The organism is Pseudoalteromonas sp. ASV78, assembly GCF_047806705.1.
Classification (GTDB): domain Bacteria; phylum Pseudomonadota; class Gammaproteobacteria; order Enterobacterales; family Alteromonadaceae; genus Pseudoalteromonas; species Pseudoalteromonas prydzensis_A.
This window is the reverse complement of the sequence record NZ_JBLOPA010000001.1, coordinates 964,009-976,853: the sequence shown is the minus strand read 5'-3', so window position 1 is coordinate 976,853 and position 12,845 is coordinate 964,009. Positions and strand designations below refer to the sequence as shown.

The following is a 12,845-nucleotide window of genomic DNA, read 5'->3' as shown; positions in this document are numbered from 1 at the left end:
TGGTCTGACAAGGTTGAATGTCATTGCTTTTTTATACTCAACAGCAATAATGGCAGATCACAACTTAAAGACTTCGTTAAGCTTGGACTTATGACTACAAATACTGACCCAAATTATCTTTATATTCATCACTCAGGCCCAGGTCTGATCGAAACGCCACTCTTAAACAAAGGCAGTGCATTTACTCAAAAAGAGCGTGAAAGTTTTAACCTAGCGGGATTACTGCCTCCTCGCTATGAAACGATTGAAGAGCAAGTTGAACGTTGTTACCAACAATATTCAAGTTTTCAAGACAACTTAAACAAGCACATTTACCTACGTGCTATTCAAGATAATAACGAGACACTTTACTACCGTTTAGTCCGCGATCATCTTGAAGAAATGCTGCCAATTATTTACACCCCAACGGTGGGTGATGCCTGTGAAAAATTCTCTGACATTTATCGCAGTGCGCGTGGTTTATTCATCTCATACGAAGATCGCTATCAAATTGACGACATTCTACGTAATGCCACCAAAGGCAAAGTAAAAGTGATCGTTGTTACCGATGGTGAGCGTATTCTTGGTCTTGGCGATCAAGGTATTGGCGGTATGGGTATTCCAATTGGTAAATTATCACTGTACACCGCGTGTGGTGGTATTAGTCCTGCGTATACGCTGCCAGTTATGTTAGATGTTGGTACTAATAACGAAAAGTTATTGAACGATCCTATGTACATGGGCGCGCGCCATAAACGTATTGCCCAAGATGAATACGATGAATTTTTAGACTTATTCATTAAAGCCGTTAAGCGTCGCTGGCCTAATGTACTCCTGCAGTTCGAAGACTTTGCGCAACCTAACGCAATGCCTTTATTAAAACGCTATCGTGATGAAATTTGTAGCTTTAACGATGACATTCAAGGCACAGCCGCAGTGACTGTTGGTTCATTACTTGCTGCATGTCGCGTTAAAAACGCACAGTTATCGGAGCAAAAAGTTGTTTTTGTTGGTGCGGGTTCAGCAGGCTGTGGTATCGCAGAGCAAATAATTACACAAATGGTGTCAGAAGGTATTTCTGATGAACAGGCTCGTAGCCAAGTGTTTATGGTTGACCGTTTTGGTTTGTTAACCCTAGGCATGGAAGGATTACGCGACTTTCAACAAGCACTTGCCCAACCAACTGATAAATTAGTTGATTGGAAATACAGCGGTGAATATGCCTCATTGCTTGATGTAATGCACTGTGCCGCACCTGATATTTTAATTGGTGTATCTGGGCAACCAGGGTTATTCACTGAGCAAGTTATTCGTGCCATGCACGCAGGTTGTGCGCAACCGGTAATTTTCCCGTTAAGTAATCCATCTAAGCAAGTAGAAGCATTGCCAGAAGATGTGATCAACTGGACTGAGGGTAACGCAATTGTTGCAACTGGTAGCCCATTTGCACCGGTTATATACAACGGCGAAACGTTTGTTATTCCGCAGTGTAATAATAGCTATATTTTCCCGGGTATTGGTTTAGGTGTGATTGCCGCTAAAGCAACGCGTATTACCGATGCGATGTTGATGGTGTCTAGCGAAATTTTAGCCGAGTCATCGCCGCGTGCTAACACAGGTAAAGGCAGCTTATTACCCGCACTGACTGAAATTGAAACATTGAGTAAGCGCATTGCTTTTGGTGTTGCTAAAAAAGCCATCGAAGAGGGCGTAGCACTTGAGATCAGTGATGATATGCTCTGGGCTGCTATCGATAAAAATTACTGGTTACCAAAATACCGTAATTACAAGCGTTGTAGCATCTAATCAATCGCTCATCTAACAATACAGGCTTCGGCCTGTTTTTTTTTGCTTGTTCATTTTAAATTAACCGCGTACGGTATCTAATAGTGATACTAAAACTATTAAGGATATTTATGCGTTATTTACCATTGTTAGCCGCGGCACTTAGTTTCAACGTTTTTGCAGCCAGTACACCCGATGCGCCGCACATCTATATTCAAGGCCAAGCACAAATTACCACAGTTGCTGATAATGTTAAGCTTAGTGTTGGTATTGTTGAGGTTGATAAAGATCTCATGGCAGCGAAGCAAAAAGCTGATACCACCATGGCAAAAGCAATTAAACTTGCAAAACAAGCCGGTGTATTAGACAAGGACATTAACGCGGGGCAGATCAGCATTCACCGAGAAAACCAATACAACCGTGAAACCAATAAACAAGAATTTGTCGGTTTTAGAGTATCACGCAGTTTATCTTTGACTTTAAAACAAATTGACAAATACCCACAGCTATTACAAAACCTCGTAAGCGGCGGTATTAACGAAATTAATCAGACTGAATTTGTATCTAGCCGATACCAAGAGTTACAGCAACAAGCACAAAAAATGGCGATTAAAGACGCCAAAAGTGCAGCCGAAGAGTTTGCTACTGATTACGATGTAAAAATTAAAGGCCTATACAGTGCGTCAATGAGTCCAATGGATACCAATGCACAGCCGTATATGCGCGTAAAAATGGCCAGCATGGCAGACACTGAATCGGGCAGCTTTGTGCCAGATGCCTACCATGCCGGTGAATTAGTGATCACAGCATCAAGCTATGCTATTTACTTGATTAAATAACCAACCAAAGTTCAGGTTAACTAATTTGCTGGTGCTCAAAGCGCACCAGCAATTTATCCCCTTGCTCAGGACTAATTCTTGCGATTGCGGTAAGCATATTACTCACTTCTTTACGGTCATATTGATTACTAATATGTTCGTTAATATCATCGACAATTGCCGTTAAGTAATTAAATAGACTCTGCGTAGCGGTGTCATTTGTATGGGCAACAAACAGTATATTTTTAAACGCCTCTAAGACATTGGTCATTACATAGCCATCAGTTTTTGCGTAATTACGAATAGGGGTAAAATTATCGTGCAGCAGTTCGTCAAACGAGATTTCGTGTAAATACAATAGCGGTGAACCATCACTGTGTTTAAATGAGTAATTAATGTCATTTATTTTTAATCGCTCAATCAATAAAATACTCAGCATATCAATCGCTTTAACGGCAGTGCCGGGATCGTTTATGCCAGGGCTCATCGCCTTGACAGCAATTTCAGATATTTGCGTTAAACCGTAGCGATAATGGTCGCTAATGTATTCTTCAATATAAAAGATAAAACAATTAAGTAGCTTTTCGAGCAGCTCTGGATCTTGGCTTAAATCACGATTACATTTTAAAAATGGGTAGCCTTTAACGGTAAAATAGCCTTGGTTAACTACTATATACAACTCTATGTTTTGCTCAGCCAAAATGGCACATAATTTATCGCTGTGTGCGCCTTTAAAATAGCCTTCGGTACAACTACCGATAGAATACCACTGCTCAAAATCAGGGAAACTGTCAATTTTATGCTGTTGTTGACGTGTAATGATTTGTTCAATTACATCCTTGGTGTGTTTAAATAAGTCATTTAATACATTATCAACTTGAATGGCTTTAGAAATTGAGTGAATAAAATAGACAAACAATGCCAGCGAGATCAGCCCAAAAATCAACGCAAATAAAACCCCAAGGGCAGGGATCGCCACCGTGTTATCGTCAAGCTGTTTAATGTTGATCAACATAATAATTGAATAAATAATACTGCCTAAATAAAATCCGAGCACCATTTGATGTGACTTTCGGGTAATTAGGCCTGGTACCACTCGCGGAGATAAGCTTGCACTGGCGCTATTTAACACAATCATGACCATGGAAAAACTAAACACTGTCAGCGATATAATGCTGCCTGCCAAGGTACTTAAAATGGTTCGCGCGTTTTCTTCGCTATCAACTAACACAACGGCTAAAAACTTTTTTATCTCTTGCACTATATCGGTATATTCAATTGACATACTTAGCACGGCAAACAAAAGGAAGCCTATCGACATCATCGAAGGATAAAACCCAATACTGCTGATTATTTCTCTGTAGTTGTCCGCTATCTTACGAGGTGTAAACATGGCCATCCTTATCTGTATGCTGATTTAATACGTTATCATAGAAATCAGCACAACTGCTGGCTATTCGTTGATAAATCTTGTGTTATTATGGCAAAAAATAATAGGAAAATTATTGTGATCATATCTTTCTACGCAGCTATATTAGCTTTCATGTACATTTATTTAAGTATAAATGTAGTGAAAGTGCGAAAATCAAATCAAATATCATTAGGTACTAACGATAATCCACAATTACTAAGGGCAACACGCGCTCATGGTAACTTTATTGAATACGTACCTTTTGCGCTTATTCTAATCTTTTTAGCAGAATACCAAGGGTTAAGCAGCCATTACTGCCATATCTTAGGTACATTACTGGTATTTGGTCGCGTTTGTCATAGTATTGCTATTAATGACAACACGCTAAAGCTTAGAGTAATTGGTATGCTAGCTACTTTCGCAACATTAGCCTTAAGTGCACTTGCTTTGTTACTCGGTCGTTTTTTCTAAGATGATGGCTGGCTGGTTAGCGCTTGCAGCATCTTTACTGGTATACCCAGTAACTTCGCTTGCTAGCAATAATGAGCCGGATCCCACACTTAATATTATTTACCCTAAGCCAGAGCGAGAGCACGAACTCGATAATTGGTATCCGTTGGCGTTACTTAAACTGGCATTAGAACATAGCGGCCAAGCTTACACATTACAATCATCAATAAAAATGGTGCAAAGTCGCGCTTTAAAAGAGTTAGAGCAAGGTGAGTTGGTCAATGTTGTATGGTCTATGACAAGTATAGAAAGAGAAGAGGTTTTTAAACCGATTCGAATTCCAATTTATAAAGGCTTGTATGGCTGGCGTTTATTACTCACTACAAAAGACAAACTGCACTTATTTGAACCACTTAAAACAGCTGCTCAGCTTAAAAAACTATACTTTGTGCAAGGTCATGATTGGCCTGATACAGAAATTTTAAAGGATAATGGCTTTCAAGTATCTACATCAACAAGTTATGAGTCCTTGTACAATATGCTTATTAAAGGACGTGGCGATGCGTTTCCTCGTTCGATTTTAGAAATTGATTGGGAATTAGCGCTGCTAGCTGAAACACACTCTATTACTACAGTGCCAAATGTTGTGCTTAATTATCCGGCAGCGATCTATTTTTTTGTTAATTCACAGCGTGATGATTTGCATAACGCGATTCAAACAGGACTAGAAAAAGCATATCAAAATGGTGAGTTTAATAACTTATTTAGCCGTTATTTTGCACAAAGCATCGCTAACGCAAAACTGGCAGATAAAGAAATTATAAAATTAGAAAACAAACATCTTCCAAAATTAACCCCCGTGAATAACAGTGCATTATGGTTCACACCAGAAAACAATCAACTCAATAAATAAGTCGTTATGGATCCAAACACTAAAATTTTTATTATTGGCTTACCTCGTACGGGCACGACCAGTGTATGCCATGCATTTTTACAGTTAGGCTTTAGCTGCGCGCATACGGCATACATTCAAAAAACCTTTGTAAATGCTCAGGTTCTAGCTGATACGCCAATTTTTAATGATTACCAGCTGCTTGATAAGCGATATCCAAACGCTAAGTTTATTTATTTAGAGCGTGGATCTGAAAAATGGCTGCCGTCAATTCGCCAGCTATTACAACGAATGCAGGTAAACCTAACAAGAGCGGATGGGGGATTTAACCCTCATATTAAGCGCTGTTATTTCAATACGTTTGGCGATTTTTCGAGTAATGATCTTGAAAATGACGCTTACTTATTGCGCTGCTATGCAGAGCATAAAAAGACCGCCCAGCATTATTTTTTAAATCGCCCCACAGATTTTCTCTGCATTGATATCGCCAATCCAACCAGCTTTGCGTCACTGTGTGCATTCTTACAGATACAAACAGCGCTCACTCAGTTTGAAAAAATGAATATCGGCGGCAAGGTCACAGCGTGGAATGCCATCAAACACCCACTTAAAATAGCATCAACCGCAAACGGTAAAATTGATAAGCAATTATACCCAGCACTTTAAATACGGTGACAGCTAATACATATAATTGGTTTTAAAATTGTCTCCGGAACAAGATTTTGCTGTTCAATTACGTTAAAATCGCGCCATTAGTTTTGAGGTGAAATATTTATGTTTGAATTAAAATACCATACACCATTTTCATGGACCGAAGCTGTGCTCGCTGACTTTGATACCTTTTTACAAGATCATGCTGCTGCAGAGAAAAAAGCATCGGGCATGGCGATGTCGATGTTGTCGCATTACCCTGATCGCCGCAAGCTTGTGAAAGCGATGACCGATTTAGCACTGGAAGAAATGATCCATTTCAAGCAAGTACTCAAACTGCTTCTTGACCGCGATGTTAACTTAGGCAACGACCAAAAAGATCCCTACGTGAAACAAATTCGTGCTGTATTTAGAAATGGTCGTGACGAGTTTTTAATGGATAGGCTGTTAGTCGGCGCTGTTATAGAGGCGAGGGGACATGAACGTTTCTCACTGGTTGCTCAAGCGCTGCCGCTTGGTAAAGAGAAAGATTTTTACGTTGCTATCGCCAAGTCGGAAGAAAAGCATAAAAACCTATTTGTTGAATTAGCCTATGAATATTTTGATAAAAGTGACGTTGATACCCGTTTAGAAGAAATACTCATTGCGGAAGCAAAAATTTGTCAAAGCATCCCATTTACCGCAGCACTTCACTAATCATATCAATTTGTTAAGCCGTGAGTTATAGCCAATATATGCCACCTAATTGCTAATAACTCACAGTTTATGGCAATAAAAAAACATCGTTAAAACAACAATCATTAATTATAAAAATAATAGTTAAATATGAGATTGATTAAATAAACATCATATTAAATATTCATCTCCTATACTTATATGCATAAGTAATGATGAGGCGTTGAGCATGAAATGGATGATGACACTCACAACTTTATCTTTAGTGGGCATAGGTCTTACTGGAAATTCAATTTACAGTGAAGTTGTGCTGTTCAATAAAACAACAGCCTCGGTTGAGGTAACAGCAAATATGTATCGATCGCTTATTTGGCACATGGATGTATATAACGACCGTGAATTTATCAACGTTGCAGAGTCTTATTTTGACGATGGTAAAATAGATGCGCGCGAATACAGTAAGTTACTGCACTTAGCCAAAGAAACCTCAGGGCCTGTTATTTATCAAATGCAATCTGAAGAGCAACTTTGGCACGCACGTATTACGTTTAAAAAGTATTTAGAGAATCGTGAAGAGTTTCAATTGCTAGCAAACCAGTGAGATAGCCGAATTTGAGCCCGAGTAATATCAGTACATTAGTCTTAGATTTTGCCACAAACATCCGCCTACAGTCTTTAATTCACATGCTCAACCCCAAGCAGGGCCGTCCATTTTTGGGTGGCCAATAACCAGCGGTGCGCTCTTTGGTTTAAAGTTGGCTACAACGCTGTTTAAATCAGCGTCGTTAAACGAATGAGTAACGCCTTTAGCGTCGGTTTGCGTGCCTGCTTTAAAAACTTCAAACCAATCAAATTGGGTGTTTGGGGTTGTTTTGTCTGCCATGTTCCAAGTGCCAATAAACTAACTAAGTGGCACCCAGTGTAGGGGGGTAGTGACTATTGAACCGCTGGAAAAGACTTTACAGCGGTTCAATAGTCACTAAATTTAGAAAAATATAGCTATGCTAAGATTTCATATTAATACTTAATTTTTTGATGAAATCTATTGCTTCTTCTTTGCTTGAAACACCTTGATTGCTCAATATCCTCACAATACTATCATAAGTTTTTTTAAGTTCTTCATTGTATTGAGTAAGGTGACATTCTTTCTTATCTTTATTAATATATATACCTTTTACTAAACCATAAAATTCAAATTTATGTGAAAATGCTTTCAATTCGCCTTTGAACGGTGTACTTGCTCTATACATTTTACCTTTATAAGGATCTTCGTAAGGTAATTCGCTATATTTTTGATACCTTTGATTTAATTTTTCTAGCTCCTTTTCCAAAAGCTCTATAAATTTTGGGTTTAAATGAGTAGAAAACCTACTAACATTCGCTTCTGGGAAAATAAAGTTATAAAAAATATCAATATCTATTTCTATCGATTGCTTCTCTATTATTGATTCACAATGCTCACGGAAGTATTTGTAGTGTGTGTAAAAATTATTAGCAGTGTTGTTCTGTTCAATCAATCGATTAGTTTTCGCTTTTTGTTTTGATGAATGAAATCGATTAATCATCACTGCAAGCGTGAGTGGAACAGTTAATAACGCAATAGGGAATGCATAATAATTAACAAAACTAGCTAACGACTCAGCACTAACATGAGGGTTGTAAAGACCTTTAGTTATTAATTCTTCACTTAACCTCCAAGAAATCCACGTGATGAAAAATAAAGGAACTAGAACTACTACCCAAAATAGTTTGTTCTCATGCAGTGCTTTATCTTCTTCTACTTTAAAACACTCACCAAGCCAACTTAAAATCTTATTAACCGTTTCCACATCAGGTCCTTGAGTTTTATTTGTAAGCTACTATATTAAATAAATACAGAATCGCCAAGGACTGGTTATGATCAAACAAACATATCTAAAAAATTCAATAAACTACTTTTAGTTATCGCAGCAGCCCTAGTTTTGTACGGCATCGGTATAGCTGCCTATGTCTATTATAACAACCCAGATAAATACCTATCATCAAACCCCGATGAGGCAATGCCGCAACTCTATGCAGCACTTACCAATAAATTAGAATCAAACCCAAGCAAAGACTTTTTAGATGCCGTTAACCAAGCTTATGCTGATCAAATCATAACTGAGTCTGAGTACATTCGGCTAACGCTTAATAACAACCTTACTATGTCTAACGATCTATATTTAGAGTTCAAGCCCACCAAGCAACAATTTCATAAAACATGGCTTAACCACCAAAACACTAAACCATAACTTTAAATCCAAGTTAAACCATGTTTAAACTCTGTTTAAATTCGATTGAGCGTGTTTAAACGACTTTTAGCCAAGCCATCATAGCCACAAAAATCAATAGAGCGCTTAAAATCGCTTACACAAAGTATAGTTAAAGCAGCAATAATTGTGATTAATTTCATAGTGCACCCCTTACAAGTGTAAGTATCATGTAAATATTGTTTATGTAATTACATTTGTAAAGTTTAAAAACAATTAATTGATTAACGCACTTTACATTAAGTTGCTTTCTGGTACTTTGCTTTTAGTTCTCAAGGAGAGGCCTTTCATGGCAAGCGTCAATCAAAAAGAAAACATCCCTAGCGTTTTTACTTACAAATATTTCTGGCTCGCAATTGCTATTCCAGTATCAATTTCTTTGATCCTTATGTGTTTTATTTGGATAAATGATAGGTTAATAGCGAAGCAACGTTAAAATCCCAGCAAGCAAAAAGTTAGCGCATAAAAAATCGATATTAAATAGCCATTAATTTACGTTAGGGTACTTGCCTGTAAATTTACTAAATGAAATGTCATGTAAACAGTTAGCAGCTCTCAACTAGCCAACTGCAATATTGAACGCAGCTCAAAAACCAAATAGGTTTGCTTATGTAGGAAAATATCGAACAAGGTTTGATGATCACAACAGAGTTTAGAACCAACGTTTAATGCAATCATAGATGCCGAAAAGTTTAAACATCGGCAACGCTATGTAGTGATGTAAACCAGTAGAGCACATAGTCAGCTTATAATATTAAACAGCTTTTAAAGTGTGTATTTAACATCCAAGCGAAACGACCAGCCATTAACAGTTAGTTATGTGAATGAGGTGTTTGAAACTGGTGTAACTGATTTAATCTAAATTTGCATACTAGTAGGGAAAATAGCGTTTATTAATCACGGTAATTAGCTTGTTATTTATCAAATTTATTCTATTTAACATAATGTAAATTATGGGTTATGTCGTATGCGCGAATGCGCCCCTTGAACTTGGGTGAAAGATGCCGTTAAAAGCAGTAATCCCGCTACACATGCAGCGCTAATCTTTTTTGCAACTTCAGTCCATGCGCTAACTTCTTCTTTCGTCTTTGAACGTTCAATTGCTAGTTGTATTAACTCAGGCTTGAAATCGATATTCATTTTTTTACAGATAAATATGCATTGGTTAGCTGTTAAATGCCTTCTACCGCCTTTGATATCACTCATACTTCCTTTTGTCATTGCATCAATATCAGCAATAACTTGTTTATCCTGAGTGTATCCCATAAAAACCTTATATTTTTCAATAAGCTCGTAGCTGAAACTCATATTACCTCCTAATTTTAAGTATATTTTAGTTCACTTCTTATCAAATTAATATGTTATTAAATCTTGACAGAGCACTAGTTTGTGCACTAACTTACAGCACAGAGCACATGTTTGTGCTCTTTTTTAGATGATGCAGGTTCGCAGGATTGTGCACTACATCGCACTGCAATGTCCAATACTGAATAGTATCGGACTTTATAGGGAAAATACTGATATGAGTTTAGAAATACTACAAGAATTAGATCTCACATTATCAAATTGCCTTTTGGATAATTTTTCTATCTCAGTTGCTGACCCTGTGACTATCGTTATTTTTTCTTCCTCATATCTTTTTATGGTTTTAATGGCTTTGTTAGTAATAAACAAAATAACCAAAGATATCTATTCAACGAATGGTGACTTTAAGTAATGAAAAATTTAATCGGTTTTTTATTTTTATGGTTCTTAATTGCACTCGTCACCTTCCTGATACCTGTCGAAAGTAATAACGACTTTGTTATTTATTTCCCACTTGCTTCTTTACTAGCATCAGGCTTTTTATTATGCCTTTTTTGTTTAATTTGGCTTTTTACTTCGGTGTCTAAACAATGAACTCATTATCTAACGCTCAATATGCTCAAGTTTTCCCGCTTAAAACAGCGATTAATCTGACTGCTAATTTTGATAAAGTGCATTCAGATATTAGCATTCATAACCCTAATAATAAGCCAGCTACAGGTTTCTATTTTGATAGTAAAGCCTTTAGAAATCGTATTTTTAAGACGTATTCAAACCTGTCTCACATGTTAAGTACTGGCTACTTTTTAGCTGAAAAGTTTAATGGTTTAGTCGAAGCAGACAGACGATTGAAGCATGCTGATACAGTTTTAAAACGTGGAAATCCTGTTTTTGGTTATATAAATCTCTCATGTTCTGATGATGAACTATGCGAAATTTCAGACCAAAAAGCGCGCTATTGTGAGTTAGAAATAAGTAAGTCAGGATACACTTTTGCAACGTTAAAATTACTCCGCGGCTACCTAAATTCCTTTGATATTCAAGAACCTGAATTAATAGCACCTTATTGCACGCATTTTTCAGCCGACTCTTTAACAGGTATTTTAAATCGCTTTGCTGACCCTATTTTCTGGCGTCGTAAATTACGTAAAATCCAAGCGTTTACTATCGAACAACTCGCACGTGATTTAAGACTCGTACATAAAAAAGCGAGTGCTTATGTATCACAACCAACCATCCAGAACCGCCGAGAACGTAAGCGTAAATCAGCCGAAATAATGTCTGATTTATTTGTTGTTCCAAACGATGCAAATCCGTTTGATGAGTTCGAGACACTACAATCAATTATCGAACGTTCGCACACATCCGGTAAGCAACAAGCAGCCGAATTAATGGTAAGAATTCGCGGTTTTGAAGAGCTGGCAGATATGCACGGCCATCGTGGCGAGTTCTATACTTTATCTGCGCCTAGCCGTTTTCATGCAGTTCACCATACTGGTAGACCAAATAATAAATATGATGGTTCAACCCCTCAGGATGCACAGGAATATTTTAACGGTATTTGGAAACGTGCCCGCGCCCTATTCTCTAAACAAAATTTACGTCCATATGGATTTCGTGTTGTTGAACCACATCATGACGGTTGCCCACACTGGCACATGCTTTTATTCATGGAAAAAGGCGATGCAATACAAGTCCGCGCAATCATGAAAAAGCTGTGTACGGAAGATACACCCACTGAATTTAGAACAAGCACCACCCGCTTTAAGGCCATTACGATTAATAAGAGTAAAGGCTCTGCTGCTGGTTACATTGCTAAATACATCACTAAAGCGGTGACTGGTGACAGCATAGATAAAGTGATTTGCTCGCAGGCGGGTGAAATGAAAATACTTCCAGCGGATGCCGCAGAACGTGCATCTACTTGGGCGAGTACATTTGATATTAGACGTTTCCAGCAAATTGGCGGCCCTTCGGTCACTCTTTGGCGTGAACTTAGACGATTAGGCCAAGGTGATACTGGCAAATGTGAGGTTGCAAACGCAATGAATACAACACTAGATACAGTTTCAAAATACGCACTTGAGAAGGTACGCCAAGCCGCTGATTCATCAGATTGGAAAGCATTTTGCCTTGCTATGGGTGGCGTACAAGTTAAACGTAAAGAGCAAACCCTACGCATACATTACCAAATCCCCGATATTGTTGACCGTATCACGGGGGAAGTTAGCCGCAGCGAAACAAAATCGCCCTACTTTGCTACTAAATACGGTGACCAACCAGCTAACAGAATTTTAGGCGTTGCATGGGATGCCGTTGTTGTAATCACTCGTCGCGGTACTACCCAGATACTCACTGAAACAGATTTACGGGCACAACGTAAAATCATGTGTGGTGTGTCTGAACAAATTCAAGGCTGGCACGATGATGGTCGTTTATTCGCACCTAGTGATGAAGATATGCAGTTCCTTGAAGCGTGTGTTCTGGAAGATTATCAAAACATGTGTCTATTCATGGATTATGAAGCTCTGGCTGGCAACATTTCGAGCGACGAAGTCGCGAGCTTGGACTTGTGTCATTAACTGTAACTA

14 protein-coding genes are annotated in these 12,845 nt (G+C 38.1%); 9 read left to right on the top strand and 5 right to left on the bottom strand.

What is annotated here, in order from left to right; all coding sequences use genetic code 11:
- Positions 1 to 90: 90 nt before the first annotated feature.
- Both ACMVDV_RS04470 and ACMVDV_RS04465 read left to right on the top strand, forming a co-directional pair.
- Positions 91 to 1,785, top strand: a complete 1,695-nt coding sequence (locus tag ACMVDV_RS04470) for an NAD-dependent malic enzyme (protein ID WP_416157335.1) — start codon at positions 91 to 93, stop codon at positions 1,783 to 1,785.
- Positions 1,786 to 1,895: 110 nt separating this feature from the next.
- Positions 1,896 to 2,603: an SIMPL domain-containing protein gene (locus ACMVDV_RS04465; protein WP_304179780.1), complete on the top strand. Its 708-nt coding sequence runs from the start codon at positions 1,896 to 1,898 to the stop codon at positions 2,601 to 2,603.
- A 16-nt stretch (positions 2,604 to 2,619) separates the two neighbouring features.
- On the opposite strand, the gene ACMVDV_RS04460 is transcribed toward ACMVDV_RS04465, so the two are convergent.
- Complete coding sequence (locus ACMVDV_RS04460) at positions 2,620 to 3,975, bottom strand: DUF2254 domain-containing protein (protein ID WP_416157334.1); 1,356 nt, start codon at positions 3,973 to 3,975, stop codon at positions 2,620 to 2,622.
- Positions 3,976 to 4,089: 114 nt separating this feature from the next.
- On the opposite strand from ACMVDV_RS04460, the gene ACMVDV_RS04455 reads away from it, so the two are divergent.
- The 5 genes from ACMVDV_RS04455 to ACMVDV_RS04435 all read left to right on the top strand — a co-directional run bounded on the left by ACMVDV_RS04455 (position 4,090) and on the right by ACMVDV_RS04435 (position 7,262).
- Positions 4,090 to 4,464 (top strand): MAPEG family protein, encoded by a 375-nt coding sequence (locus ACMVDV_RS04455; RefSeq protein WP_304179777.1) that lies wholly within the window; start codon positions 4,090 to 4,092, stop codon positions 4,462 to 4,464.
- A gap of 1 nt (position 4,465) precedes the next feature.
- Entirely contained in the window at positions 4,466 to 5,356 is an 891-nt protein-coding gene (locus ACMVDV_RS04450; protein ID WP_416157333.1) for a substrate-binding periplasmic protein, read from the top strand.
- Between the two features lie 6 nt (positions 5,357 to 5,362).
- Complete coding sequence (locus ACMVDV_RS04445) at positions 5,363 to 6,001, top strand: sulfotransferase (protein WP_416157332.1); 639 nt, start codon at positions 5,363 to 5,365, stop codon at positions 5,999 to 6,001.
- 108 nt (positions 6,002 to 6,109) lie between these two features.
- Positions 6,110 to 6,682 carry a tRNA-(ms[2]io[6]A)-hydroxylase gene (locus ACMVDV_RS04440; protein ID WP_416157331.1) on the top strand — a complete coding sequence of 191 codons (573 nt, stop codon included), beginning with the start codon at positions 6,110 to 6,112 and terminating at the stop codon, positions 6,680 to 6,682.
- Positions 6,683 to 6,890: 208 nt separating this feature from the next.
- Complete coding sequence (locus tag ACMVDV_RS04435) at positions 6,891 to 7,262, top strand: hypothetical protein (RefSeq protein WP_416157330.1); 372 nt, start codon at positions 6,891 to 6,893, stop codon at positions 7,260 to 7,262.
- Positions 7,263 to 7,349: 87 nt separating this feature from the next.
- Here ACMVDV_RS04435 and ACMVDV_RS04430 read toward each other — a convergent pair whose 3' ends face one another.
- Together ACMVDV_RS04430 and ACMVDV_RS04425 are read right to left on the bottom strand one after the other, a co-directional pair.
- Positions 7,350 to 7,544: a hypothetical protein gene (locus ACMVDV_RS04430; RefSeq protein ID WP_416157329.1), complete on the bottom strand. Its 195-nt coding sequence runs from the start codon at positions 7,542 to 7,544 to the stop codon at positions 7,350 to 7,352.
- Between the two features lie 121 nt (positions 7,545 to 7,665).
- The gene (locus ACMVDV_RS04425) at positions 7,666 to 8,490 is read right to left on the bottom strand and encodes a hypothetical protein (protein ID WP_416157328.1); all 825 of its coding nucleotides are present in this window, start codon (positions 8,488 to 8,490) and stop codon (positions 7,666 to 7,668) included.
- A 132-nt stretch (positions 8,491 to 8,622) separates the two neighbouring features.
- Between ACMVDV_RS04425 and ACMVDV_RS04420 the strand changes: the two genes are divergently transcribed.
- Complete coding sequence (locus tag ACMVDV_RS04420) at positions 8,623 to 8,931, top strand: hypothetical protein (protein WP_416157327.1); 309 nt, start codon at positions 8,623 to 8,625, stop codon at positions 8,929 to 8,931.
- A gap of 35 nt (positions 8,932 to 8,966) precedes the next feature.
- Here ACMVDV_RS04420 and ACMVDV_RS04415 read toward each other — a convergent pair whose 3' ends face one another.
- Together ACMVDV_RS04415 and ACMVDV_RS04410 are read right to left on the bottom strand one after the other, a co-directional pair.
- A complete protein-coding gene (locus ACMVDV_RS04415) occupies positions 8,967 to 9,092 on the bottom strand; it encodes a hypothetical protein (RefSeq protein WP_416157326.1) in 126 nt (41 codons plus the stop codon).
- 808 nt (positions 9,093 to 9,900) lie between these two features.
- Positions 9,901 to 10,257 carry a DUF3693 domain-containing protein gene (locus tag ACMVDV_RS04410; RefSeq protein WP_416157325.1) on the bottom strand — a complete coding sequence of 119 codons (357 nt, stop codon included), beginning with the start codon at positions 10,255 to 10,257 and terminating at the stop codon, positions 9,901 to 9,903.
- 587 nt (positions 10,258 to 10,844) lie between these two features.
- Between ACMVDV_RS04410 and ACMVDV_RS04405 the strand changes: the two genes are divergently transcribed.
- Positions 10,845 to 12,836, top strand: a complete 1,992-nt coding sequence (locus tag ACMVDV_RS04405) for a replication endonuclease (protein WP_416157324.1) — start codon at positions 10,845 to 10,847, stop codon at positions 12,834 to 12,836.
- The last annotated feature ends 9 nt before the right edge of the window (positions 12,837 to 12,845 follow it).